21 protein-coding genes are annotated in these 23,636 nt (G+C 67.5%); 11 read left to right on the forward strand and 10 right to left on the reverse strand.

The features are described 5' to 3' along the window. Nucleotides 1–7 precede the first annotated feature (7 nt). Both BM140_RS01900 and BM140_RS01905 read left to right on the forward strand, forming a co-directional pair. Nucleotides 8–3,211, forward strand: coding sequence for a PAS domain S-box protein (locus BM140_RS01900; protein WP_091941745.1), 3,204 nt, complete (start codon nucleotides 8–10; stop codon nucleotides 3,209–3,211). Nucleotides 3,212–4,109: 898 nt separating this feature from the next. Next, the gene (locus tag BM140_RS01905; RefSeq protein ID WP_244535246.1) at nucleotides 4,110–6,140 is read left to right on the forward strand and encodes an ATP-binding protein; all 2,031 of its coding nucleotides are present in this window, start codon (nucleotides 4,110–4,112) and stop codon (nucleotides 6,138–6,140) included. A 99-nt stretch (nucleotides 6,141–6,239) separates the two neighbouring features. On the opposite strand, the gene BM140_RS01910 is transcribed toward BM140_RS01905, so the two are convergent. The 4 genes from BM140_RS01910 to BM140_RS01925 are packed head-to-tail and all read right to left on the reverse strand — an operon-like array spanning nucleotide 6,240 to nucleotide 9,558. Further along, the gene (locus BM140_RS01910) at nucleotides 6,240–6,713 is read right to left on the reverse strand and encodes a DUF2721 domain-containing protein (protein ID WP_091941372.1); all 474 of its coding nucleotides are present in this window, start codon (nucleotides 6,711–6,713) and stop codon (nucleotides 6,240–6,242) included. Nucleotides 6,714–6,718: 5 nt separating this feature from the next. After that, on the reverse strand, nucleotides 6,719–7,066 hold the full coding sequence (locus BM140_RS01915; protein ID WP_091941374.1) for a lipid-A-disaccharide synthase N-terminal domain-containing protein: 348 nt from the start codon (nucleotides 7,064–7,066) through the stop codon (nucleotides 6,719–6,721). 3 nt (nucleotides 7,067–7,069) lie between these two features. Continuing rightward, nucleotides 7,070–7,813 carry a glycosyltransferase family 2 protein gene (locus tag BM140_RS01920; RefSeq protein ID WP_091941376.1) on the reverse strand — a complete coding sequence of 248 codons (744 nt, stop codon included), beginning with the start codon at nucleotides 7,811–7,813 and terminating at the stop codon, nucleotides 7,070–7,072. Then, a complete protein-coding gene (locus tag BM140_RS01925; protein WP_091941378.1) occupies nucleotides 7,810–9,558 on the reverse strand; it encodes an ArnT family glycosyltransferase in 1,749 nt (582 codons plus the stop codon). The genes BM140_RS01920 and BM140_RS01925 overlap by 4 nt, the downstream gene beginning before the upstream one ends. Before the next feature lie 209 nt (nucleotides 9,559–9,767). Here BM140_RS01925 and BM140_RS01930 point away from each other — a divergent pair, with 209 nt between their 5' ends. The 7 genes from BM140_RS01930 (at nucleotide 9,768) to BM140_RS01960 (ending at nucleotide 14,194) form a co-directional block, all read left to right on the forward strand. Beyond that, entirely contained in the window at nucleotides 9,768–9,962 is a 195-nt protein-coding gene (locus tag BM140_RS01930) for a hypothetical protein (protein WP_003599068.1), read from the forward strand. Between the two features lie 154 nt (nucleotides 9,963–10,116). After that, entirely contained in the window at nucleotides 10,117–11,760 is a 1,644-nt protein-coding gene (locus BM140_RS01935) for an acyl-CoA synthetase (protein WP_244535247.1), read from the forward strand. Between the two features lie 40 nt (nucleotides 11,761–11,800). Then, nucleotides 11,801–12,031 carry a hypothetical protein gene (locus BM140_RS01940; RefSeq protein WP_091941380.1) on the forward strand — a complete coding sequence of 77 codons (231 nt, stop codon included), beginning with the start codon at nucleotides 11,801–11,803 and terminating at the stop codon, nucleotides 12,029–12,031. A 107-nt stretch (nucleotides 12,032–12,138) separates the two neighbouring features. Continuing rightward, nucleotides 12,139–12,306: a hypothetical protein gene (locus BM140_RS26175; protein WP_244535248.1), complete on the forward strand. Its 168-nt coding sequence runs from the start codon at nucleotides 12,139–12,141 to the stop codon at nucleotides 12,304–12,306. 107 nt (nucleotides 12,307–12,413) lie between these two features. Beyond that, nucleotides 12,414–13,376 (forward strand): Ntn hydrolase family protein, encoded by a 963-nt coding sequence (locus BM140_RS01950; protein WP_091941382.1) that lies wholly within the window; start codon nucleotides 12,414–12,416, stop codon nucleotides 13,374–13,376. Further along, nucleotides 13,373–13,573, forward strand: coding sequence for a hypothetical protein (locus BM140_RS01955; RefSeq protein WP_091941384.1), 201 nt, complete (start codon nucleotides 13,373–13,375; stop codon nucleotides 13,571–13,573). Before BM140_RS01950 ends, BM140_RS01955 begins: the two co-directional genes overlap by 4 nt. A gap of 228 nt (nucleotides 13,574–13,801) precedes the next feature. Beyond that, on the forward strand, nucleotides 13,802–14,194 hold the full coding sequence (locus BM140_RS01960) for a hypothetical protein (protein WP_091941386.1): 393 nt from the start codon (nucleotides 13,802–13,804) through the stop codon (nucleotides 14,192–14,194). Between the two features lie 12 nt (nucleotides 14,195–14,206). On the opposite strand, the gene BM140_RS01965 is transcribed toward BM140_RS01960, so the two are convergent. After that, nucleotides 14,207–14,569 carry a response regulator gene (locus BM140_RS01965; protein ID WP_091941388.1) on the reverse strand — a complete coding sequence of 121 codons (363 nt, stop codon included), beginning with the start codon at nucleotides 14,567–14,569 and terminating at the stop codon, nucleotides 14,207–14,209. A 118-nt stretch (nucleotides 14,570–14,687) separates the two neighbouring features. After that, nucleotides 14,688–15,929, reverse strand: a complete 1,242-nt coding sequence (locus BM140_RS01970) for a sensor histidine kinase (protein ID WP_091941391.1) — start codon at nucleotides 15,927–15,929, stop codon at nucleotides 14,688–14,690. 395 nt (nucleotides 15,930–16,324) lie between these two features. On the opposite strand from BM140_RS01970, the gene BM140_RS01975 reads away from it, so the two are divergent. Together BM140_RS01975 and BM140_RS01980 are read left to right on the forward strand one after the other, a co-directional pair. After that, entirely contained in the window at nucleotides 16,325–17,683 is a 1,359-nt protein-coding gene (locus BM140_RS01975) for a class I adenylate-forming enzyme family protein (protein WP_425287033.1), read from the forward strand. Between the two features lie 259 nt (nucleotides 17,684–17,942). Next, on the forward strand, nucleotides 17,943–18,284 hold the full coding sequence (locus tag BM140_RS01980) for a hypothetical protein (RefSeq protein ID WP_091941395.1): 342 nt from the start codon (nucleotides 17,943–17,945) through the stop codon (nucleotides 18,282–18,284). Nucleotides 18,285–18,404: 120 nt separating this feature from the next. Here the strand turns inward: BM140_RS01980 and BM140_RS01985 are convergent, their stop codons facing one another. The 4 genes from BM140_RS01985 to mfd all read right to left on the reverse strand — a co-directional run bounded on the left by BM140_RS01985 (nucleotide 18,405) and on the right by mfd (nucleotide 23,430). Continuing rightward, nucleotides 18,405–18,602, reverse strand: coding sequence for a hypothetical protein (locus BM140_RS01985; protein WP_091941397.1), 198 nt, complete (start codon nucleotides 18,600–18,602; stop codon nucleotides 18,405–18,407). A gap of 163 nt (nucleotides 18,603–18,765) precedes the next feature. Continuing rightward, complete coding sequence (locus BM140_RS01990) at nucleotides 18,766–19,134, reverse strand: DUF6481 family protein (RefSeq protein ID WP_091941399.1); 369 nt, start codon at nucleotides 19,132–19,134, stop codon at nucleotides 18,766–18,768. Nucleotides 19,135–19,232: 98 nt separating this feature from the next. Further along, a complete protein-coding gene (locus BM140_RS01995; protein WP_056237482.1) occupies nucleotides 19,233–19,442 on the reverse strand; it encodes a cold-shock protein in 210 nt (69 codons plus the stop codon). A 376-nt stretch (nucleotides 19,443–19,818) separates the two neighbouring features. After that, complete coding sequence (gene mfd / locus BM140_RS02000; protein ID WP_091941401.1) at nucleotides 19,819–23,430, reverse strand: transcription-repair coupling factor; 3,612 nt, start codon at nucleotides 23,428–23,430, stop codon at nucleotides 19,819–19,821. Nucleotides 23,431–23,636 lie beyond the last annotated feature (206 nt).

The following is a 23,636-nucleotide window of genomic DNA, read 5'->3' on the forward strand; positions in this document are numbered from 1 at the left end:
GGCGCTGATGCGCGGGCTCGACTGGGCCGCGACCCCGCTCGGGCGCCCCGAGGGCTGGCCCGCCCCGCTCAAGACGCTGGTCGGCCTGATGCTGGCCTCGCACCAGCCGATGCTGATCGTCTGGGGCCCCGCCCACACCACCCTCTACAACGACGGCTACGCCGCGATGTGCGGCGCCCGCCATCCGCGGGCGATGGGGCGGGCCTTCGAGGCGCTCTGGCACGACATCTGGGACCGGGTGGAGCCGATCCTGGCCGCGGCCTTCGCGGGCGAGGCGACGCAGATGGACGACATCGCCTTCGTCATGCACCGCAACGGTTACCCGGAGGAGACCCACTTCTCCTTCGGCTACACCCCCGTGCGGGCCGAGGACGGCACCGTCGCCGGCATGTTCTGCGCCTGTGCCGAGACCACCGCGGCCGTGAAGTCCGGCCGGCAGACGGCGGCCGAGCGCGAGCGGCTGCACCGGCTGTTCGAGCAGTCGCCGAGCTTCGTCGCGGTGCTGTCCGGGCCCGACCACGTCTTCGAGTTCGCCAACCCGGCCTATCGCCAGCTGATCGCCCACCGCGACGTGGTGGGCAAACCCGTGCGCGAGGCCCTGCCGGAGATCGAGGGCCAGGGCTTCTTCGAGCTTCTCGACGAGGTCTTCCGCAGCGGCCGGGGCTACACCGCCCACACCGCGCCCCTGACGATCCTGCGCGAGCCCGGCGGGGCGCCCGAACAGCGCTATCTCGACTTCGTCTACCAGCCGATGCGGGACGCCGCCGGCACCGTCACCGGCGTCTTCGTCGAGGGCTCGGACGTCACCGAGCGGGTGCAGGGCAACGCCGCGCTCGCCGAGAGCGAGACGCGCTTCCGCGCCATGGCGGACGACGCCCCCGTCATGATGTGGGTCACGGACGCGGCCGGCGCCTGCCTCTATCTCAACCGGCGCTGGTACGAGTTCACGGGCCAGGAGGAGGCGCAGGCGCTGGGCGCGGGCTGGCTCGACGCCGTCCATCCCGACGACCGCGGCTGGTCCGGCGAGACCTTCCTGGCCGCCAACGCCCGGCGCGAGGGCTTCCGGCTCGAATACCGCCTGCGCCACGCCGACGGCGGCTACCGCTGGGCGATCGATTCCGCGAGCCCGAGATTCGCCGCCGACGGGACCTATCTCGGCTATGTCGGCTCGGTCGTCGACATCCACGAGCGCCGCGCCGCCGAGCAGGCCTTGGCCGAGAGCGAGGAGCGAGTGCGGCTCGCCGCCGAGAACGCCGAGATCGGCCTGTGGGACGTCGACCCGATCGCCGACACCCTGTTCTGGCCGGCGCGGGTCAAGGCGATGTTCGGCCTCTCGCCCGACGTGCCGGTCTCCATGGCCGATTTCTACGAAGGTCTCCATCCGGAGGACCGCGCGGCGGCCAGCGCCGCCTTCGCCGCCGCCGCCGACCCGGCCCGGCGCGCCCTCTACGATGTCGAGTACCGCACGGTCGGCAAGGAGGACGGGCTGATCCGCTGGATCGCCGCCAAGGGGCGCGGCGTGTTCGAGGGCGACCGTTGCGTGCGCGTGCTCGGCACCGCGGTCGACATCACCGCCCGCAAGAGCACGGAGGCCCGCCTCGTCGAGACCACGCGCCGGCTCGACGCCGTGCTCGACAACGCGACCCAGGCCGTCTTCATGATGGATGCGCAGCAGCACTGCGCCTACATGAACCGCGCCGCCGAGCGGCTGACCGGCTATGCCCTGGAGGAGACGCAGGGGCGGCCCCTCCACGACGTCGTCCACCACACCCGGCCCGACGGCAGCCCCTACCCGCTGCACGAATGCCCGATCGATCAGGCGTTTCCCGAGAACAATCAGGAGCAGGGCCAGGAGATCTTCGTCCACCGCGACGGCTCGTTCTACCCCGTCGCCTTCACGGCGAGCCCGATCCGCGACGAGACCGGCAAGCCCGTCGGCACCGTGATCGAGGCGCGCAACATCGAGGCGGAGCTGCGCGCGAAGGCGCAGCTGGAGGCCTTCAACGCCAGCCTCGAACAGCAGGTCGCCGAGCGCACCGCCGAGCTGATGCGGGCCGAGGAGGCGTTGCGCCAGTCGCAGAAGATGGAAGCCGTCGGCCAGCTCACCGGCGGGCTGGCGCACGACTTCAACAACCTGCTCACCGGCATCACCGGCTCGCTCGAATTGCTGCAGACCCGCCTCGCGCAAGGCCGGCTCGGCGAGATCGACCGCTACGTCAACGCCGCGCAGGGGGCGGCCAAGCGCGCCGCCGCGCTGACCCACCGGCTGCTCGCCTTCTCCCGCCGCCAGACGCTCGACCCCAAGCCCACCGACGTGAACCGTCTGGTCTCCGGCATGGAGGAGCTGATCCGCCGCACCATCGGCCCGGCGATCACCCTGGAGGTGGTCACCGCCGGCGGCCTGTGGTCGGCGCTGGTCGATCCGGGCCAGCTCGAGAACGCGCTGCTCAACCTCTGCATCAACGCCCGCGACGCGATGCCGGAGGGCGGGCGCATCACCATCGAGACCGCCAACAAGTGGCTCGACGCCCACGGCGCCCGCGAACGCGACCTCGATCCCGGCCAGTACCTCTCGCTCTGCGTCACCGACACCGGCACCGGCATGAGCCCGGACGTGATCGCGAAGGCCTTCGATCCGTTCTTCACCACCAAGCCGCTCGGCCAGGGCACGGGCCTCGGCCTCTCGATGACCTACGGCTTCGTGCGCCAGTCCGGCGGGCAGGTGCGGATCTATTCGGAGGTCGGCCAGGGCACGACCATGTGCCTCTACCTGCCCCGCCATTACGGACCGGCGGAGGACGAGGGCCTGCCGGAACGGGCCGCGGCGCCCCGCGCCGAGCAGGGCGAGACCGTGCTGGTCGTCGACGACGAGCCGACGGTACGGATGCTGGTGACGGAAGTGCTGGAAGACCTCGGCTACACCGCCATCGAGGCCGCTGACGGCCCCGCCGGCCTGAAGGTGCTGCAATCGGACGTGCGGATCGACCTGCTGGTGACCGATGTGGGGCTCCCCGGCGGCATGAACGGCCGCCAGGTCGCCGATGCCGGGCGCCTGCTGCGGCCGGGCCTGCGGGTGCTGTTCATCACCGGCTACGCCGAGAACGCGGTGGTCGGCAACGGCCATCTCGAGCCCGGCATGGCGGTCATCACCAAGCCGTTCGTGATGGACACGCTGGCGAGCCGCATCAAGGAGATGATCGACGCCCGCTGATTCTTTTGGGATTCTTTTGAGGGTGATCCGGATGCGTCGGCCGCCTCGGCGATCATCCGATCCCGGAAATCCTGCGCCCACGCCGAATCCCCGGCGCCTTTCCGGCGTCGGGTGGGGCCGCCCATGGCCCGTCCGAAGGGGTGACGCGGGATGCCGGGAAACCCCGGCAGACCAAGCGCTTGTGTCTCAAAAGATCCGGTTGCCCGGCATCCCGCGGACCGGTTCGCTGTCGCGTCCCGAGCCGATTTTTCCTCGCGGTGTCGTCGGCTTGGCCCAGCGGGCGGATAGGCATTCGGGTCTCTGACGCGAGCCCCGGGTTACCGCAATCGCACCTGCCGCGAACGGGCGCCCCGTCGTGAGCGCCGCCGCCCTTCACGCGTCCGAACCCAGACCGGGGTCGCGCGCCGGGCATTTCCTCCCGAACCGCGCTCTCGCGCCTGAACGCGCCCCGCTCCGAGTCCGGCGTGTCGCCGAACCCGCCGCCCGGAGCGAGGAGACCGAATCCCCACCGCAGGCACCGCCCCCACCCCCCGACTTGAACCCCCCGGTCGGTCACCGAGGTGCTCCCCCGTGCGGGTGGTGGGTGATGGGAGAGTTGGCACAGGATAGGAATTTTGTCAAGAAATCGGCGGCGCGTGCTTCAAAATTTCGCCAAGCATTGATGAAATTTGCTTATACTGCTGCACTGATATAGTGTGTTTTGGATAACTAAGGAAACAATCGGGCGTCTTAAATATTTTTGCATCAAAAATCATGATATGGATTGTATTACTGTGGCCAATAATCTACCGACTTGCGAGTCTGGGCAAGCTTGGGGCACTATAGAAAGCCATTGCGCTTCGAGGGAAACGCAGGCATCTTATCAACTAGCGGTAGTTTTCCATTCATCGAGGTATGCGTGAGGCACAAATCAATCGACCTTGCGTCCGAAGTAAAGCGAGCTGTATTGCCTGACGGCTTGCAAGGGTTTCTTTTTCCTCTCTATGAGGCAGTATCAAATTCAATTCACTCATTAGAAGAGCGTTGGGGGGAAAGTGTCGAGGAGCAAGGTCGCATAGAAATAGAGTTTGATAGTGATGCTTCGTCTGTTTTAATCGCGGACAACGGGGTTGGGTTTGACGAAAAGAACCTCGGAGCATTTCTGACTCCTCTTACTGGCAACAAATATGAGCGTGGCGGCAAGGGATTTGGGAGATTTATCGCATTTAAGGTATTCAAAGAAGTGCTGTATTCTTGCAGGCAGATTAGCTCAGACGGTGTCTCGTCCGCTGGTTCATATAAGTATGAGCCATTCGCGGATGATGATAATCTTATCGAGATATCATCGGACGAAGGAGTCGGTGCACATCGTTTTGACGCTGGACTGACCGCAGTGATGCGTGAACCGCATGTAGAAGCAAAGTGCCTGTTTGATTTCGGAAGCGAGGTTTATTTAGAAAAGGACGCTAGAGAAATTATATCGGCATCTCTTGTTGACCATTTTCTGGTTGAGTTTGTTCAAAAGAAGGTCCCAAAGAATTTTTTTGTAATAATTCAAGGAATGCGCATTAATGTTCATGAGTATTTTTTCAGATCGCTGTTTGTAGCGGGATCTAAAACTGAATTTATAGAGGTGGGCGGGATATGCAGAGAATTTAAATTTGATTATTTTCAGGTGGGTGATTTAAAGATGAAAAAACACCGCCTTTATTTTTATTCAAATAATAGAGCTGCTAGCGATTTGGAGAACATATCCTCAGGCCTAAATGATAAGTCTTTTTCGAAGTTGCGCGATGATGGTATGTGGCGATATTTTTATCTTGTGGCGGTTTCGAGCGAGTTCTTTGTAGCTTCTCAATCTCGCGATCGAATTGTAAATTTGCACACAAAAATTGAAGGCGATAATAAAAAGAAATCCATCAGAGACCAATTGGTTGGCCTCGCGAAGGGGCATATTTTAGAATTAGAAAGCACATATACATTAGAACGAAAGGCTAAAATGACCGCAGAGGTGGAGCATCTTGTAGCTATTGACCCTCTTTTGCGTCGTGGACTAGGCAATAAATCTGCTGCCGAGTTTGTGGAAGGGCGGTCGATTACTGAAACTCGCGAACAATTAGCACAGGATTTGTTCGTTGAAAGATTTCGTCAGAAATTTGATTTTACAAAAATATCTCAAAACGCCAGCGTCGAGCAGCTTGTACAAATTGTAAAGACGCAGATTCCGGAAGACGCAAAAGAGGCTTTGGCCGTTTATGTTGCGTATAGAAATCACGTTATTCGCATATTTAGGGAATTGCTAAATAAAAATGAGGACGGATTAGCGACTGAAGATAAGGTGCATCAGCTCATCTATCCACGGTATAAGGATAGCGAGGAGATAGATTATAGCTCTCACAATCTTTGGCTTCTTGATGACGATCTTGCTTATGCGCAATATATTTCCAGTGACCGAACTCTGGAGGGAAAGCGTAGAGGCAAGGGGCAGTTTGCGCACGATATTCTTATAAATAATGAAAGGGAGTTAATGATAGTGGAAATGAAGCGGCCGCAAAAGGCTGGATATTCTGTAGCTGACGAGAGCTCCACAGATGATCCCGTTGGACAGTTAAAAAGTCAAATTTCTGAAATCAGACGGAAAGGTGTTATCAAAACATCAGGTGCGAGGGATATAACTATAGCGCCTGATACGATGGTAAGAGGCTATGTTCTGGCTGATTGGAATGATAGCTTGCAAAGTTATTTAGAGTTGGAAGATTTCATTATCACAAATTATGGCGGCCGAATGGCCTATCGATATTACAAGACATTGAACTATATGATAGAAGTCATAGCATTTGATCGACTTATTGATCGGGCGGACAACCGTAACGAAGCTTTTGTTCAGATTTTGGAGGGAAATTCAAAATTTGACTTAAAGCCTAAAAGCGTGTTTGAAACACCAAAGTAAATTATAATTATGATATGTCAATGCGAATATATGCTTGTAATTTTCGCTTCATTGTAATATAAATTTTGAATGTAACCTGCGCATCAATAAATTCAACCCTCATCTTGCTTGCTGCCCTCTCGACCCCGCCGCAATTCGCACCCCCCGCCCCGCCAACAAAATTTCCACCAAAAACGCCAGAATCGCCCCGATCGTGCACCCCAACGCCAGCCCGAAACACACGAACAGCACCGAGGCCGCCGGGCCCTCGCGCAGCGCCCCCACGAACAGGGTCAGCACCGCGAGCCCGGTCAGCACGCCGCCGAGGCTCGCCAGCACCACGGCGAGGTCGAGGAGCAGCGAGCGGCGGCGGAGATAGGCGAGGCGGCGGGTCAGCGCCGCGGCCTCGTCGGGGCCGGCGCCGATCAGGTCGGCGCGCAGCTTGTCGACCTTGTCGGCCACGCGCCCGAGCCGGGTCGAGAACACGTTGAGGAGAGTGGCGAGGCCCGAGAGCAGGAAGGCGGGGGCGAGGGCCACTTGGATGATGTGGGCGATGGAATCGGGGTCGCCCGCCCCGGAGAGGGTCGGGAACATGCCGCTCAGGCCTCGGCCCCGATCCTGGCGGCTTTGGCGCGTCGTCGCTCGCGAAAGATCAGGACGAGGTTGCGCACGTAGATCACCGTCGAGAGGCCCTGGCCGATGATGATGACGGGCTCGCGCCGGACGAAGCCGTAGACCAGCGTCATGATCCCGCCGACGATCGACAGGAACCAGAACGAGAGCGGCATCACGCTCTTGCCCGCCCGCTCGCTCGCCCACCATTGCAGGATGAAGCGCGAGCCGAACACGAGCTGCGCGCCGACGCCGAACACCAGCCAGAAATCGAAGCGGGTGACGAACACGTCGTAGAAATAGGCCGGGAGATCCTCGGCGAGCTGGATCAGCATGGCTCAGCCTCCGTGCGCGTCTTCCGTCGCCAACGGGGCCGGGCGCCGCCGCCGGATCAGCCACCACACGCCGGCCATGTCGAGCAGGCCGACCCAGAGCCGGTCGAACATCCCGTATTTCGAGCGGCCGGTGAAGCGCGGCCGGTCGATCACGTCGCGGTGGACGACGCCAAACCCCTCGCGGGTGACGAGCGCCGGCATGAAGCGGTGCAGCGCATCGAAATACGGCAGGCTGAGATAGACCTCCCGGCGAAACAGCTTGAGGCCGCAGCCGGTGTCGCGGGTGGCGTCCTTCAGGATCTTTCCGCGCACGCCGTTGGCGACCTTGGACTGGAACCGCTTCCAGCGCCCCTTGCGGCCGACGCGCTGCCCCTGGGCGAGGCCGACGCGGTCGCCGCCCTCCATGAGGGCGCCGTACAGCGCCGGGATGAAGGCCGGATCGTTCTGGCCGTCGCCGTCGAGCGTCGCGATCACGGGCGCGCGGGCGCGCAGCACGCCGCTGCGCACCGCCGCGCTCTGGCCGCCGCTGCGGTCGTGGCGGACGATGCGCAGCCAGGGATGGGTCTGCTGCGCCAGCACCAGGGCGGCCTGCGTCCCGTCGGTCGAGCCGTCATCGACGTAGAGAACCTCGAACGGGCTCAAATCGGCGCAGGCCTTGCCGATCTCGGCGACCAGCGTCGCGATGTTGCCGGCCTCGTTCTTCACCGGCACGACGACCGAGAGGCGGAGGGGGGTGGATTCGCTCATGGGGTCGCGCCCGGCATAACGGCCCAGGCGGAGACCCCGACCGGCTTGCCGCCGTTGATGTTGAAGCCGGTGACGCGCCCGGCCGGAGTCTTTTGTGCGCCGGTGGCGGCGAAGGCCTCGGCGAAGCGGTCCTCGACCAGAACGAGGCGGCAGCCGCCGGCGTTCAGGAAGTCGCGCGCGTCCTCGGCCGCGTTGAGCATGGCGAGATCGGTTCCAAGGGTGAAGACGAGGCTCGGCTCGCGCAGGCCCAACGTTCCGGTGCGGACGCCTTCGCAGGGCAGGCTATCGCGCAAGGCGGCGAGCCGCGGGGCGAGCTTGAGGCTCTGGAGCACCGGCTGGGTCAGGCCGAACACCGCGGGCGAGACGATGAGTGACGCGAGGATGGCGAGCACCAGCGCCCCCTCCCCCGCGCCGCGGCGGAAGGCGGCGAGCGCCATCGCGGCGAGCGCGCAGGCGGCGAGAAGGAACGGCAGGGCGACGAGCGGCAGCACGCCGTCGAGGCGCCATGCGGCGGCACTCAGGCCCAGCGTCAGCCCCACCGGGATCAGCACGACGAGGCCGGCGACCCAGGCGGCGCCGGGTCGGCGCGGATCGAGGGCGCCGCGATGGAGCGCCAGCACGGTCAGGATGGCGACGGCCGGCATCAGGGGCAGGACGTAATGCGGGAGCTTGGTCGGCAGCGCCTCGAAGATCAGCCACATCGGCACGATCCAGGCGAGCAGCAAAGCCACCGCTTCCTCGCCCCGCCTCGCCCAGGCGAAGGGGATGGCCAAAGCCGCGAAGGCCGCGCCCGGCCAGAAGGTGGCGAAGAAGGCGAGCGCGTAGGCGCCCGGCGGCCCCCAATGCTTCTCGGCCGCACCGCCGACCTTGCCGAGCATGTCCTTGCCCACGGCCTCGCCGAAGAAGGCGCCGCCGCTCTTCCAGGCGATGGCCGCGAACCACGGCGCCACCACCGCGAGGACGAGCGCGAGGCCGAGGCGGGGGCGCAGATCGAGCAGCCAGCGGGCCGAGCCCTCGCGCAGCGACAGGACGAGGGCGGCGAGGCCGGCAAACAGCGGCACCATCGGCCCCTTGATCAGGATGCCGAGCGCCATGCCGAGCCAGAAGATCACGGCCGTCCCCAGGCTCGCCGGCCCGCGCCGCCGCTCCAGCCGGGCGCGTCCGAGCCAGGCGCGGGCGAGCGCCCCGAAGCTCGCGACCGCGCAGGCGGTCAGCAGCGCATCGGTCTTGGCGAGCCGCGCCTCGGCCGAGAGCATCAGGCAGGCGCCGAAGAGCGCCGCGGCGAGCAGAGCCCCGCGCCGGGGCAGGAGGGCGAGCGCGGCCCAGTAGGTCAGCAGGATCGCGGCCAGCGCCCCGATCAGCGAGGGAATGCGGTAGAGGCCGATCGCGGTGCGCGCCTGCGGGACGCCGAGCGCCTCGGCCGCCGCGACGGTGGCGGCCTGGGCCCAGTAGATGCCGACCGGCTTCTTGTGGCGGGCTTCCGCCTGGAAGCGGATATCGACGAGATCGCCCGTCTCCAGCATCTGCTTGGAGGCCTGGGCGAAGCGCGGCTCGTCCCGGTCCATCGGCTGGAGCGAGGCGAGGCCGGGCAGGAAGCAGGCGAGGCCGAGGAGCAGCAGCAGCGCGCAGGCACGCCCGTGGCTCGCCGCGCCAAAGGCGAGCAGGCCGTCCGCCGCCCGCAGCAGGCGCGCCAGCGGGCCGGCGATGACGCGCGCCGTCGGGAACGGGCGGGAGAGGACGGGCATCGGCGGCTTTAAGGGGCTGACCTTCGTCGAGGCCGACGGATGGCCCCGGCCCGGCCCGGCGCCGTGTCGGTGATCCCGCCGGGATTGTCAAATTCCCCCGGCTCTTCCCAGGGTCTCGTGCGCTCCCGCACATGAGTGTCCGCGCCAGGGCAAGGCAAACATGCGCCGGGCGGGTAGCCGGAGCGGAGGGGCGCCCCTATATTCGGCTCATGGCAAACAACAGCGCAAATCCCTACACCCTCGAAATCGAAGCTTGCGAGCGCCCGGCCGGGCACTTCACCTGGGCGATCCGCCGAAACGGCAAGCTGTTCCAGCGCGCCGACCGGGTCCAGACCACGGAAGAGGCAGCCGAGCGCAGCGGGCTCGCCGCTCTCGAAAAGCTCCTGAGCGGCCGCGAGCGCTGATCCGGTAGGCCGCCCGGGCGGCCCACCGCGCTCCCCCCAGCAAATCCACGACGAACCGCGAAAAGGCTCCCGGGTCCGACCCCCGTGGGGCCTTTTCCGTCGTTGATCCATGATGACGCTCGGCTAAATTCGCCCCCAACAGGGAGGCGACGCCGTGGCGCGCGAGACGATCCAAAAAACAATCTATGATCGGGACCTCGACAAGAACCCGGCCAATTACCAGCCGCTGACGCCGCTGACCTATCTCGACCGCGCCGCCCGGACCTTTCCGGATCGGGTCGCCGTCGTTCACGGCAGCCTGCGTCGCCCTTATTCCGAGCTTTACGAGCGCACCCGCCGCCTCGCCTCGGCGTTGAAGGCCCGCGGCATCGGCCGGGGCGACACCGTGGCGGTGCTGCTCGCCAACACGCCCGCGATGATCGAGTGCCACTACGGGGTGCCGATGACGGGGGCGGTGCTCAACACCCTCAACACCCGCCTCGACGCCGAGGCCATCGGCTTCTGCCTCGACCACGGCGAGGCCAAGGTTTTCATCGTCGATCGCGAGTTTTCGAAGCTCGCCCGCGGCGCGCTGGAAAAAGCGGGCGTGACGCCGTTCGTCATCGACTACGACGACCCCGAATTCACCGGCGAGGGCACGGCGCTCGGCGAGACGGATTATGAAACATTCCTGGCCTCGGGCGATCCCGAGCACGATTGGGCGATGCCCGCGGACGAATGGGACGCCATCTCGCTCAACTACACCTCGGGCACCACGGGCGACCCGAAGGGCGTGGTCTACCACCACCGCGGCGCGGCCCTCCTGGCGCTCGGCAACGTCATCACAGCGGGGATGGGCCAGCACGCGGTCTATCTCTGGACCCTGCCGATGTTCCACTGCAACGGCTGGTGCTTTCCGTGGTCGCTCTCGGTGGTGGCCGGCACCCATGTCTGCCTTCGCCAAGTGCGGGCGCCCGCGATGTACGCCGCACTCGCCGAGCACGGCGTGACGCATCTGTCGGGCGCGCCGATCGTGATGTCGACGCTGCTCAACGCCCCCGAGGACCAGAAGCGGCCCCTCCCCCAACGGGTCCACTTCCTCACCGCCGCCGCCCCCCCGCCCGAGGCGGTGCTCGCCGCCATGGGGGAGGCGGGCTTCGACGTCACCCATCTCTACGGGCTGACCGAGACCTACGGCCCGGCGGTGGTGAACGCGTGGCACGAGGAATGGAGCGATCTGCCCTCCGACCAGCGGGCGAAGAAGAAGGCCCGCCAGGGCGTGCGCTATCCCGTGCTGGAGGGGCTCGACGTGCGCGACCCCGAGAGCATGGACTCGCTGCCGGCCGATGGGCAGACCATCGGCGAGGTGATGTTCCGCGGCAACGTGGTGATGCGCGGCTATCTGAAGAACCCGAAATCGACGAACGAGGCCTTCAAGGGCGGCTGGTTCCGCTCCGGCGACCTCGGGGTGAAGCACCCCGACGGCTACATCCAGCTCAAAGATCGCTCGAAGGACATCATCATTTCGGGCGGCGAGAACATCTCCTCGATCGAGGTCGAGGACGCCCTGTTCAAGCACCCGGCGGTGGCCGCCGCCGCCGTGGTGGCCAAGCCCGACGACAAATGGGGCGAGACCCCGTGCGCCTTCGTCGAGCTGAAGGAGGGGCAGGAGGTCTCCCCCGAAGACCTGATCGCGTGGTGCCGCGAGCGGCTCGCGCCCTACAAGCTGCCGCGCCACGTCGTGTTCGGGGAGCTGCCCAAAACCTCGACGGGGAAGGTCCAGAAATTCGTGCTGCGGGAGAAGGCGCGGGAGGGCTGAGGAGCCTTTGTCCCGCGCGCCAGCCGTGTATCATGGCGCCATGACGGAGCTTCTGGACAAGGCGTTCACGACGGCGCGGGCTCTCTCTCCGGAGATGCAGGACGAGATCGCGCGCGTCGTGCTGGCCCTGGCCGGCGATGATCAGCAGCCCGTCTACGCGTTCACCCCCGAAGAGGAGGCGGAACTGGACGAGTCCGAAGCCGCCGCGCGCCGTGGCGACTTCGCCACCGACGACGAGGTCCGCGCCATCTGGGCGAAGCATGGCCTGTGAGGCTGCGTCTCACCACCCCGGCCGCGCGTCAGCTCGATCGTGTGCTGACCTACATCGCGCAGCATAATCCGCAGGGTGCGCGCCGTGTGTAGGAGCGTCTGTCCTACGTGCTGAACGTGCTCCTGCAACATCCCTATACCGGACACCGCACGGCTCGGCCCGGCATCCTTCGTATGGTGGTGTCGCCCTATCCTTACGCCATCACCTATTGCGTGATGGGCGATGAGATCGTCGTTCTCGGGGTTCGCCACACCGCGCGGCGGCCGCTGGCCTGATCTGGAGGCCTGCCGAGGTCTCGCCGGAGCGCGTAGGCTCGCAACAGTCGAATCGGCAGACCCGCGCTGCGCTCTCGGGGTGATGATCGGCGGTCTCGGGGGGCACGATGGCGACGACGCGCAGGACCGTGGTGTTCGGCACGGCAGCCCTGGCGGCGGCGACCGCCGGTTCGGCGGCGCATCAGGCTTGGCTCTCGCATGGCGAGCCGGAGGCGCCTGCCCCGCGGCTCGATCCGATCCCGGTCTTCGATCTGCGTGAATCCGATCCGGCCCGGCACGCCCTCGCGCGGCAGGAACGGGTGCGGGGTCTCGCACAGGCCTGCATCGGCCCGCTGACGCCGGCCGCGCGCCTCGCGCTCTCGGGGGCAGACGCCCTGGCGCTTCGATGGCTGCGGGCCTCGGGCACGCCCTATGCCGACGAACTTGAGCGCATCGCGGCCGGCACGGGCATCGGCGGCGTGCCTCTCCTGAACACCAGCTACGAATGGGGCTGCACCGCGCTCGCCGCCCCGGCGCCGGACGGCGGCTCGGCCTGGCTCCTACGCACCTTGGACTGGCCCTTCCACGGTCTCGGGCGCGGCGTCGAGCTGTGGCGGCAGAAGGGCCCCGGCGGCGCGTACGCACATCTGTCCTGGCCCGGTGCCGTGGGCCTCCTGACCGGCATGGCCCCCGGCCGCTTCGCCGCCGCGATCAACCAACCGCCCGTCCGGCGACGCGTGCCCGGCGACAGCGCGACCCTGGATGCGGCGCTTGCCGCCTTCGTCGCTTGGCGGTCGAGCGGGCGGATGCCGGCCCTGCACCTGCTGCGCCACGTCTTCGAGACGGCGCGCGACCATGCCGAGGCACGGGCGCTCCTCGAACGCACTCCCATCGCCGCGCCCGCGATCTTCACCCTCGTCGGTCTGCGGCCGGCGGAGACCTGCGTCATCGAGCGGGACATCGAGGCCTTCGCAACGCAGGAAGGCGTGGCGAGCGCCGCCAATGTCTGGCGCTACGGGACGTTTCCGGGCGTCGGCGCGGCGGCCGCGCCTCGGAGGAGGGGCAGGACAGCGCCGAGCGCGCCGCGATGATCGAGAGCTGGGCGGGCCGGGCCGGCGCGCCGTTCGAATGGGTGAAGCCGCCGATCCTCAACGCGATGACGCGGCTGGCCGTCGAGGCCGATCCCGCCAGGGGAACATTCCGGGCCGTCGGCTACGAGGCGGCGCCGGGGGAGGAGGATCGCGCCGTTCCGGCGACGCAGGTGCTGGACTGGAGCGCCGCCTCCTGAGGGAGGTCGGGGACGGCAGCCGAAAGACGCTTAGTGCCGTGCTCGATCAAACGGAAACGTACGCACGGCTCTAAATCTTTGTTTTGACGCGCATACTTTCGACGAACCGGCATCCACTTCGTCGGAATGCGCTCTTAGTTTTATCGAAGGTCGGCCGCCGGCCCTCGGCGGTTCGGTGCCGCGTCCGTAGGATGACCGCCCCTGACTTCCGGATCCTCCGACCGCTTCATGCCCCGCACGCTCCTCGCTCTGTCGGCCGCCCTCGCCCTCGCCCCGTCGGCACACGCCCAGATCGTGGAGGACGGGTCGGACGCCGCCATCGGCAAGGAGAACGCGGCCCTCGTCCTCGCGCTGGTCGCCGAGCGCTTCGCGCCGCTCGATCCGAAGGTGACGACCCTGCGGTGGGCGGCAGGGACCGGGCGAGGCGCGTGGATCTGCGGCGCGGTCAACGTGAAGAACCGGGACGGGCTCTATATCGGCGAGCGCGGCTTCGTGGTCGAGGTCGGCAGCCGCTTCTTCGGCCGGGTGCCCGAGGGACCGGAATTGATGAACCCGCGGGCGGAAGGCTTCGCCGAGAAGGAGCGCATCCGCCGGCTCTTCTTCGACCTGTGCCTGGATTGAGCGCGCCCGGCCTCACCCCACCCCGAGCCGGCGGGCGACATCGATGATCGCGGCCATGCGGTAGGGCTTCATCACCAGCACGCTCTCGGCCACCTGCCGCGGCTCCTCGGCGCTGTAGCCGGTCACGTAGATCACCGGCAGGGCGGGCTGGAGCGCGCGGGCGCGCTCGGCGAGGTCCCAGCCGTCGAGCTGGCCCGGCAGGCGGATGTCGGTGAACAGGAGATCGACTTTGGCCCGCCCCCGCAGGAGGTCGTAGGCCTCCTCCGCCGTGGCGGCGCAGAGCACGTCGTAGCCAGCATCCTCGAACTCCATCGAGACCGCGCTGAGCAGCATCTCCTCGTCCTCGACGACGAGCACGGTCCGCTTGTCGGACATTCTTTTCCGTCTCCCCCCGGCCTTTCCGTCTTCGTCCGCTCTTCTGAGCCGATGCTCTCCGTTCTTGGACCGCCTCGTCGTTTTCCGAAAGCCGGTTCCCCCCTTTCGGGACGATGCTCTACCCCGCCGCCGCGAGGCCCGGCGCGAAGCCGAAGCCCGGCGCCGCGGCCTTGTCGGGGGCGGGGGCGGGCCGGGGCGGTGCGGCGGGGAAGGACAGGCGTATCGTGGTGCCCCGCTCGTGTCCCGACACGATCGCCGCCGCCCCACCCGATTGCTGGGCGAAGCCGAACACCTGGCTCAAGCCGAGCCCCGTGCCCTGGCCCAGCGGCTTCGTCGTGAAGAACGGCTCGAAGGCCCGTGCCTCCACCTCCGGCGGCATGCCGGTGCCGGTATCGGCCACCTCGACGCAGACGCCCTCGCCGTCCTGGGTCGGGCCGGTGCGGATCGTCAGCGTGCCGCCGTCCGGCATCGCGTCGCGGGCGTTGACCGTGAGGTTGAGAAGGGCGTTCTCGAGCTGGTTCGGATCGATGCGCAGCGGCGGCAGCCCCGGCGCCAGATCGGTCTCCAGCCGGATCTTGGCGCCGATGGTCCCGCGCAGGAGTTCGGCGAAGGAGCCGATCAGCGCGTTCACGTCGGTGCTCACCGGCGAGAGCGGGTGCTTGCGGGCAAACGCCAGCAGCTTGTGGGTGACGGAGGCCGCCCGCTCCGAGCCGCGCATGGCGTCGCGCAGCGGCTTCAGCAGCGGGCTGTCGGCGGGCAGGTGGCGCTCGACCCGGTCGAGGTTGAGCAGCACCACGTTGAGCAGGTTGTTGAAGTCGTGCGCCACGCCGCCGGTGAGTTGGCCCACGGCTTCCATCTTCTGCGACTGGCGCAGCAGCGCCTCGGTGCGCTGGCGCTCCTCGTTGGCCTGTTTCAAGGCGGCGAGCGCTTGGTCGCGCTCGGTAATGCGGGCGCGCAATTCCTCGTTGGCCCGGCGCAGCTGCGTCGGCGAAGGCAGGCTCAGCGCCCGGGGCATCAGGTACCACAGGGCCAGCGAGGTGCCGATCGAGGCCGCGGCGGTGACGATCTTGACCATCGCCTCCAGCCCGTAATCCGGCACGTAGAGCGTCCAGATCGCCATCAGGTGCGTGGCGCCGCAGGCGGTGATGAACACCGCGAACGACCAGAACACCCAGCCGAACACCACGTCGCGGCGGCGGGAGACGAAGGTGGCGAGCGCCACCGGAATCGAGAAATAGGCGAGCGCGATCAGCAGGTCGGTGACGATGTGCGTCCAGATCAGCTCCGGCCGCCACAGCAGGCAGATGCCGTGGGGCGAGAGGTTTTCCACCTCCCAGAGTCGCCGCAGACCGTCGAGCATCGGACCCTTTCCGCCGCTGGAGCATCGTTCCGAAGGGAGACCGCCGGCCTTCGGAAAAAGACGATGCCGAAACAAGGGCGTGAACCGCGCCAGCTCATTGGTGCCGCGCTCGGACACGGTTGACAATCCCGCCCGACCTCACAGTCGCGGCACGGCGCGACAGGATCGACCCGGCTTTTACCAAGCGGCACGGAACAGGACCGATGGTCCTGTTCCGTGGGTCCGGCGGACGCCCGCCGCCCCGCCGTCGCGGGGGCGATCGGCGATGAGGCAGGATCATCGCCGATGGGTATTATTGGAGGCGCCCGCCCTGCGCGGCGACGCCTTGCGTCGATCGATTAAGGGTTGCTTAACCATGAAGGCCCCACATCGAGCGGGAATCGAGGGGTAGCGCGGTGTCGGCGCATCGGGCGATCACGCAGGAACCAGTGTCCGGGGAGGCCGTCGCGTCGGCCGCGCCGAGCGTGCCGCTTCGCCGGATCGGGCTCGGCAGCCTGCTGGCGGCCACGGCCCGGCACCATCCCGACCGGATCGCGGTGATCGATCCCGCCGACAAGCCGGCCTGGAGCGGACGGCCCGCCATCACCTGGACCTACGCGGCCGCCGCCGAGATCGTCGAGCGCCTCGCCCGGGGCCTGCGCGGCTGGCGCCTTCCGGCGGGCAGCCGCATCGGCCTGTGCCTGCCGGGCTCGGCCGAGAGCGTTCTGGCCATCCTCGCGGTCGAGGCCGCGGGCCACGTCGCCGTGATGCTGCCGGTCTCCTGGGACGAGGAGCGCCTGCTCACGGCCGCCCAGGGCGTGGGCCTTTCCGCGGTGCTGACCCAGGCGCGCCTCGGCGGCGCCGCGCCGGCCGAGCGGCTCTGCACCGTGGCGATGCGCTACTTCGGGCTGCGTTACCTCGCCGCTTTCGGCCCCGACGTGCCCGACGGGGTGATCAACCTCGACCGCTTCGTCCTCGACGGCCCGGCCGGGCCCGCCCCTGAGCGCCCGCCCGCGCCTGCCGGCCTCGTCACCTTCGCAGGCGGCGACCCGGATCGCCCCGTCTTCCGCAGCGGCGAGGCGCTGATCGCCGCCGCCGCCGCCCATCTGGTGGCCGCCCGCGTCGCGCCGGGCGAGCGCATCCTCAGCCTGCTCGGCCCGCACGATCTGCGCGGCCTCGCCACCGGGCTCGCCGCCGCCATCGTGGCCGGGGCCACGCTGGAGGTGCTGCCGCTGTTCGACGGCGCCGCCTTCGCGAACGCCTTGCGGCGTCCCGGCCCGACCCATCTCGTCGCCCCGGCCTTTCTCGAGAACAACCTCGCCGGCCGCGACCTGCCGCCGGCGCTGCGCTCGGCCACCTTCGTCCACCGGGCGCCCGCGCGCCTGCCGAGCCGCAGCCGGGCGCCGGGCGGTCCCCAGGCCCTGCGCCTCGAGACGGTGATCGACACCCTTGCCTTCGACGAGACCGCCCTGCTCTCGGGCCGGCGCGGCGCGGCTGGCGACCTCTCGCAGGTTCTCGGCCGGCCCGAGCGGCTTGCCCTGCCCGCGGGCCTGATGGAGATGCGGCACGGCGCGGATGCGCGAATCACGTTCCGCGGCCAGGCGTGCAGTGCCGCGGCGCTGCAACGGGGCGTGCCCCGCAGCGCAACCACGGGCGAGTGGCTCGAGACCCCCTACGCCGCGATCCTGTTCGCGGGCCTTGCCACCGGCGTGGACGTGGCGGCCCTGCGCGTCGAGGCCGGGCCACCGGACACGACTTTTTTTGCGTCCGCGTGACGAGGGCCTTTCACCCGCCCCGGCGCCGGGGGAAAGGCCGAGCCGCTAACGCTGGAAATCAAACGAAAACAACGACTTGTCGTCGCCTCGCGACGGGATGGCCCCCCCGAGGCCGGATGCTGCGGCGCAGTTCACGCCCACTTCATCCCGGCCCTTCTACGGTCCCTGCGTCTGCATGGTCGGCGAACCAATCGTGACCGTGCGGGTTATCGTCGGTGCCTCTTCACACGAGGTGCGACATGGGATAACGCTGAAGCTTATGGGTGCGCTGCAACAAGTGCTCGTCGTCGATGATGGCCATCGGGCCATCGACCGCTCTCTCGCTGCCGACCTCGCGGGGCTCGGTTATGCGAGCGTCACCGCTTCGATCGAAGCCGCCGACGACGTGTTGGCGGTGATCGCCCGCCCGGCCGCGATCCTGTTCCAGCTCTCCCGCGGCGCCAGTCCCGAGATCGCCGCGCTGGCCGCGCGCCTGCGCGAGCAGATGCGCGCCGGCGGCATCCCGGTGATCGACATGGACGATGCGGGGCCCCGCCCCGGCGCGCCGGTCGATCTCAAGAGCCGGATCGGGCCTTACGTGCTCAACGAGCCGGACTTGTAGGCGCGTCCCGTAACGGGACGGTGACGGGCGGGCCGAGGGCCCGCCTTTTTTGTCATAGGGACATCTTCGTCGCGGCGTCGGCCCGGAACGGCCGACGGCGCGTCGGAGAAAGCCGGTGCGTCAGGGCGCGGGGCTGATCTCGCTCTCGCGCACCGCCCGCTCGGCCGTGCCGGAGCGCATGCGGTAGGACGGCTCGCCGGTCGGGTCGTCGGGCATCAGCCGGACGATCTCGCCGACCTCGCCGAAGCCGAGGCGCTCGTCGGTCTGGTGCGTCCGGTTGCGGCGGACGCGCTGGCCGATCTTGAACTTGTGGGACATCGGATTCTCCGGCTTCAGAGCATCCTCTTGGACATCGGATCCAGGGCGATGCTCTCGATCCTTGTGCCGCATCGTCCCGAAAGCCGCTCCGCACCTTTCGGGCCGATGCTCTGGGCGCGGAAGGAGTCCGCGGGTCGGCAACCGACCCGCGAAGCGGGCGCGTTCAGCGCCGCAGCTTGATCTTGGCTTTGCGGGCGGCGTAGCGCGCGTCGCGCTCTTCCTTCTGCTTGGCCTGGGCGAGGCGGGCGCGCTCGGCGGCGGCCTCGATCTCGGCGGCCTTGCGGGCCTCTTCCGCCGCGCGCTCGGCGGCGGCGAGGGCCTCCAGCCGCTCGGCCTCCAGGCGCCGTTGCAGTTCGCGCTCCTGGGCGCGCTCCTCGCGGGCGGCGGCGATGGCGCGGCGCTCGGCCTGACGGGCCAGCACGGCCGGATCATCGCCGGCGGGGCGGGCGCGGAAGCGGTTCAGCATCGCCTCACGGGCGGAGGCCGAATTCTGGCGGCGGTCGTCGAACGAGTTCTGCTTGGCGAAGCTCACGTAGATTCCTTGAACGGGCCGGACTCGGGATGAGACCCGGCGAAAACGCGTGAAGCCGCCCCGGGCGGAGCGGCTTCGACATCAGCGGGAAACGCGGATCAGGCGACCTGAAGCTGGCCGGCCGACTGCTTGCCGGAGCGGCGATCGGTCTCCATCACGAAGGAGACCTTCTGGCCCTCGGCGAGCCCGCGCAGGCCGGCGCGCTCGACGGCGGAGATGTGCACGAACACGTCCTTCGAGCCGTCCTCCGGCTGGATGAAGCCGAAGCCCTTCTGATCGTTGAACCACTTGACGGTACCGGTCTGCATGGAAGGTCCTTGTCTCCGCAGGATGTAGGCAGTGAGCCCCTGCGCCTCGTGGCGCCGGGCCCATACAGATCACCGATGACGAAGGAAAAAGAGAACCGCCCTGCGGAGGCGTCACGGCCCAGAGAATCCGGCCTCGTATCGATGGTGAGAACCATGCGCCTCAAACGAGAATTTAGCAAGGCGCGATTTTTATTGGCTGATTTTTGAGAAGAATCGTCGAGCGAGATGCGCCGTTCGCGATCTTATCTTTTTGTCATTGTTGGCGGTCGTTTGGAGGGCCGGCCTCGCGCCGTTTCGGTGCGTGGCGAGGGCGAGCGGCCCGCCGCCGTCATCGCGAGCGTCAGCGACTCGATCCGGCGATGTCGGACGAGCCGCCTCACGCCGCCTTCTTCTTCCCCCGGCCCGCGATCGTCACCAGTCCGCGCATGATCTGCGTCGTCACCTTCAGGCGCTCGGGGATGGTGTCGAGTTCGCGGATGAAGACCACGCTCATGTCGGGGCGGACCTTGGCGAAGGAGCCCTGCTCCACCACCATGGCGGCGAGCCCCTGCGGGTTGGCGAAGGATTTGTCGCGGAAGTGGACGACGACGCCCTTCGGGCCGGCTTCCACCTTCTCGACGTTGGCGTCGCGGCACAGGATCTTGATCGTCACGATCTTGAGGAGCTGCTCCACCTCCGGCGGCAGCGGGCCGAAGCGGTCGATCAGTTCGGCCCCGAAGCTCTCCATCTCGGCGTCGTTCTCGAGGGTCGAGAGGCGGCGGTAGAGGCCGAGCCGCACCGTCAGGTCCTCGACATAGTCCTCGGGGATGGTGACGGGGGCACCGAGCGCGATGGTGGGCGACCACGCTTCCGCTTCCGGCTCGGTGATGCCGGCCTTGAGCGCGGTGACGGCGTCCTCCAGCATCTGCTGGTAGAGTTCGTAGCCCACTTCCTTGATGTGGCCGGACTGGGCATCGCCCAGAAGGTTGCCGGCGCCGCGGATGTCGAGGTCGTGGGAGGCGAGCTGGAAGCCGGCGCCGAGCGTGTCGAGGCTCTGCAGGACCTTGAGACGCTGCTCGGCCTGGGCGGTGAGCTGCCGGTTGGCCGGCGTCGTGAACAGGGCGTAGGCCCGCGCCTTGGAGCGACCGACGCGGCCGCGCAGCTGATAGAGCGCGGCCAGACCGAACATGTCGGCGCGGTGGACGATGAGCGTGTTGGCGGTCGGGATGTCGAGGCCGGATTCGACGATCGTGGTCGAGAGCAGCACATCGTACTTGCCCTCGTAGAAGGCCGTCATGACGTCCTCCAGCTGCCCCGCCGCCATCTGGCCGTGGGCGACCGCGACCGTGGTCTCGGGCATCTCGGTGTCGAGGAAGCGTTTGACCTCCGCCAGATCCTCGATGCGCGGGACGACGTAGAACGACTGGCCGCCGCGGTAGCGCTCGCGCAGCAGGGCCTCGCGGATCAGCAGGGGATCGAACGGGGTGACGAAGGTGCGCACCGCGAGGCGATCGACCGGCGGCGTGGCGATGATCGAGAGTTCGCGCACCCCCGTCATGGCGAGCTGCAGCGTGCGCGGGATCGGGGTGGCCGAGAGCGTCAGCACGTGCACGTCGGCCTGGAGCGCCTTCAGCCGCTCCTTGTGGGCCACGCCGAAATGCTGCTCCTCGTCGACGATGATGAGGCCGAGATCCTTGAACGCGACGTTCTTGGCCAAGAGCGCGTGGGTGCCGACCACGATGTCGACCTTGCCCTCGCTGAGCCCCGCTCGGTTCTGGCGCTGATCGCCCGCCGAGACGAAGCGCGAGAGCTGGGCGATGTTGATCGGCAGGCCTTTGAAGCGCTCGACGAAGGTGCGGTAGTGTTGGCGCGCGAGCAGCGTGGTGGGCACCACCACCGCGACCTGCTTGCCGGAGATCGCGGCGGCGAAGGCCGCGCGGAGCGCCACCTCGGTCTTGCCGAAGCCGACATCGCCGCAGACGAGGCGGTCCATCGGGCGGCCGGCATTGAGGTCGTCCAGCACCGCGTCGATGGCGTTGGCCTGGTCCTCGGTCTCCTGAAAGGCGAAGCGGGCGGCGAATTCCTCGTAGAGGCCCTCCGGCGCCTTGAGCGCGGGGGCGGGCTTCACGAAGCGGGCGGCGGCGACCTTGATGAGCTCGCCCGCCATCTCGAGGATGCGGCGCTTCATCTTGGCCTTGCGGGCCTGCCACGCCCCGCCGCCGAGGCGGTCCAGCGCCACCTCCGAATCCTCCGAGCCGTAGCGGGTCAGGAGTTCGATGTTCTCGACCGGCAAGAGCAGCAGGCCGCCGGTATATTGCAGTTCCAGGCAATCGTGCGGGGCGCCCGCTGCCGTCACGGTCTTGAGGCCGACGAAGCGGCCGATGCCGTGATCGGAATGGACCACGAGGTCGCCGGGCTGGAGCGCCTGGACTTCCAGGATGATGTCCTGGGGCCGCTTGGACTTGCGCTTCTGGCGCACCAGCCGGTCGCCCAGGATGTCGCCCTCGGCGATGACGGCGAGCCGGTCGATGGTGAAGCCGGATTCCAGCCCCCAGACTGCCACCGCCACGTCGGTGCCGCGCTTGAGCGCATTCACCGCCGTCAGCGTGTTGATCTCCATCGGCTTCTTGAGGCCGTGGTCGGAGAGCACGCCGCAGAGCCGGTCGCGCGAGCCGTCGGACCACGATCCCAGGATCACGTGATGCCCGGATTCTTGGAGGTCGCGGATATGGGCCACCGCGGCGTCGAACACGCTGGCGGCCTCGTCCGCCCGCTCGGGGGCGAAGCTTCTTCCGGCTTTCGCGCCGCAATCGATGATCGCCCGCTCGTCGGAATCCGGCTGGGCGAAGGGCGTCAGGCGCGCGACCGCGGCGGCCTCGACCTTGGCCTTCCACTCGTTCGGCGTGAGGTAGAGCGCACGCGGCGGCAGCGGCTTGTAGGGCGCGACCCCCGATTGCGGGTTCTTCAGCGCGCTCTCGCGGGCCAGGAAATAGTCCTGGATCAGCGAGAGGCGCTCGGTCGCCGCTTCTTCCACCTGCGCGTCGAACACCAGCGGCACGTCGCCGAGGTAATCGAAGACGGTGTCCAGCTGGTCGTAGAACAGCGGCATCCAGTGTTCGAGGCCGGCATAGCGGCGGCCCTCGCTGACGGTCTCGTAGAGCCGGTCGTCGCGGGTCGCGGCGCCGAAGCTCGTCAGATAGCCCTGGCGGAAGCGCCGGATCGTCTCGGTGGTGAGCTGCACCTCGCTCATCGGCACGAGGTCGAGGGAGCGGAGTGAGCCCACGGTCCGCTGCGTCTCGGGATCGAACGCGCGAATGGTTTCTAAGGTGTCTCCAAAAAAATCGAGGCGGATCGGGTTCGGCAGGCCGGGCGGCGAGAGGTCCAGAATGCCGCCGCGCACGGCGTATTCGCCGGTGTCCCGCACGGTGCCGGTGCGCAGGAAGCCGTTGGCCTCGACCCAGGCCACGACCTTGTCCATCGGCACCACGTTGCCGATCGCGGCCGAGAAGGTCTCCACCGCCACCCGGGCGCGGGGCGGCACGCGCTGCACCAGGGCGTTGACCGTGGTGCAGAGGATGCGGGGTTTTTCCTCCGACGAGCGCGAGCGGGTGAGGCGCGAGAGCGCCGTCATGCGTTGCGCCGCGATGGCGCCGTTGGGGGAGACGCGGTCGTAGGGCTGGCAGTCCCAGGCCGGGAAGCTCATCGCCTCGATCTCGGGGGCGACGAATTTCAGCGCGGTCTGGAACGCGTTGGAGCGCCCCGAATCGCGGGCGACATGCACCAGCACCGCCGGGCCCTCGAACGAGCCGGACAACGCGCGGGCGAGGTCGGCGACGACGAGCGCGTCGAACCCGTCGGGCACGGAGGCCAGCGTCGGGCTGTCGCCGCGCTTCAATGCATCGAGCGCCTTGGTCAGGGGCGCGGATTTCGGCAGCGCGAACCGGGCGGTCTGCGGCTTGGGCGCGGGGACCTGGGGTTTGGCCGGGGATTTGGGCTGGGGCTTGGCCATCGGTCTTTTGGCAATCGGGCTGTGAAGAACCCTCCCCCCTCTGCGGGGGAGGGTGCCTGCGGAGCAGGCGGGAGAGGGGGCGACGCTTCCGGAACCGTCGCTCCCCTCACCCGACCCGCTTCGCGGGCCACCCTCTCCCTACCCAAGTCAGGCTTGCCTGACTTGGGCAAGTGCTTGCCGATATCGGACAAGCCCGAGATCGGGAG

Source organism: Methylorubrum salsuginis, from assembly GCF_900114375.1.
Lineage (GTDB): Bacteria > Pseudomonadota > Alphaproteobacteria > Rhizobiales > Beijerinckiaceae > Methylobacterium > Methylobacterium salsuginis.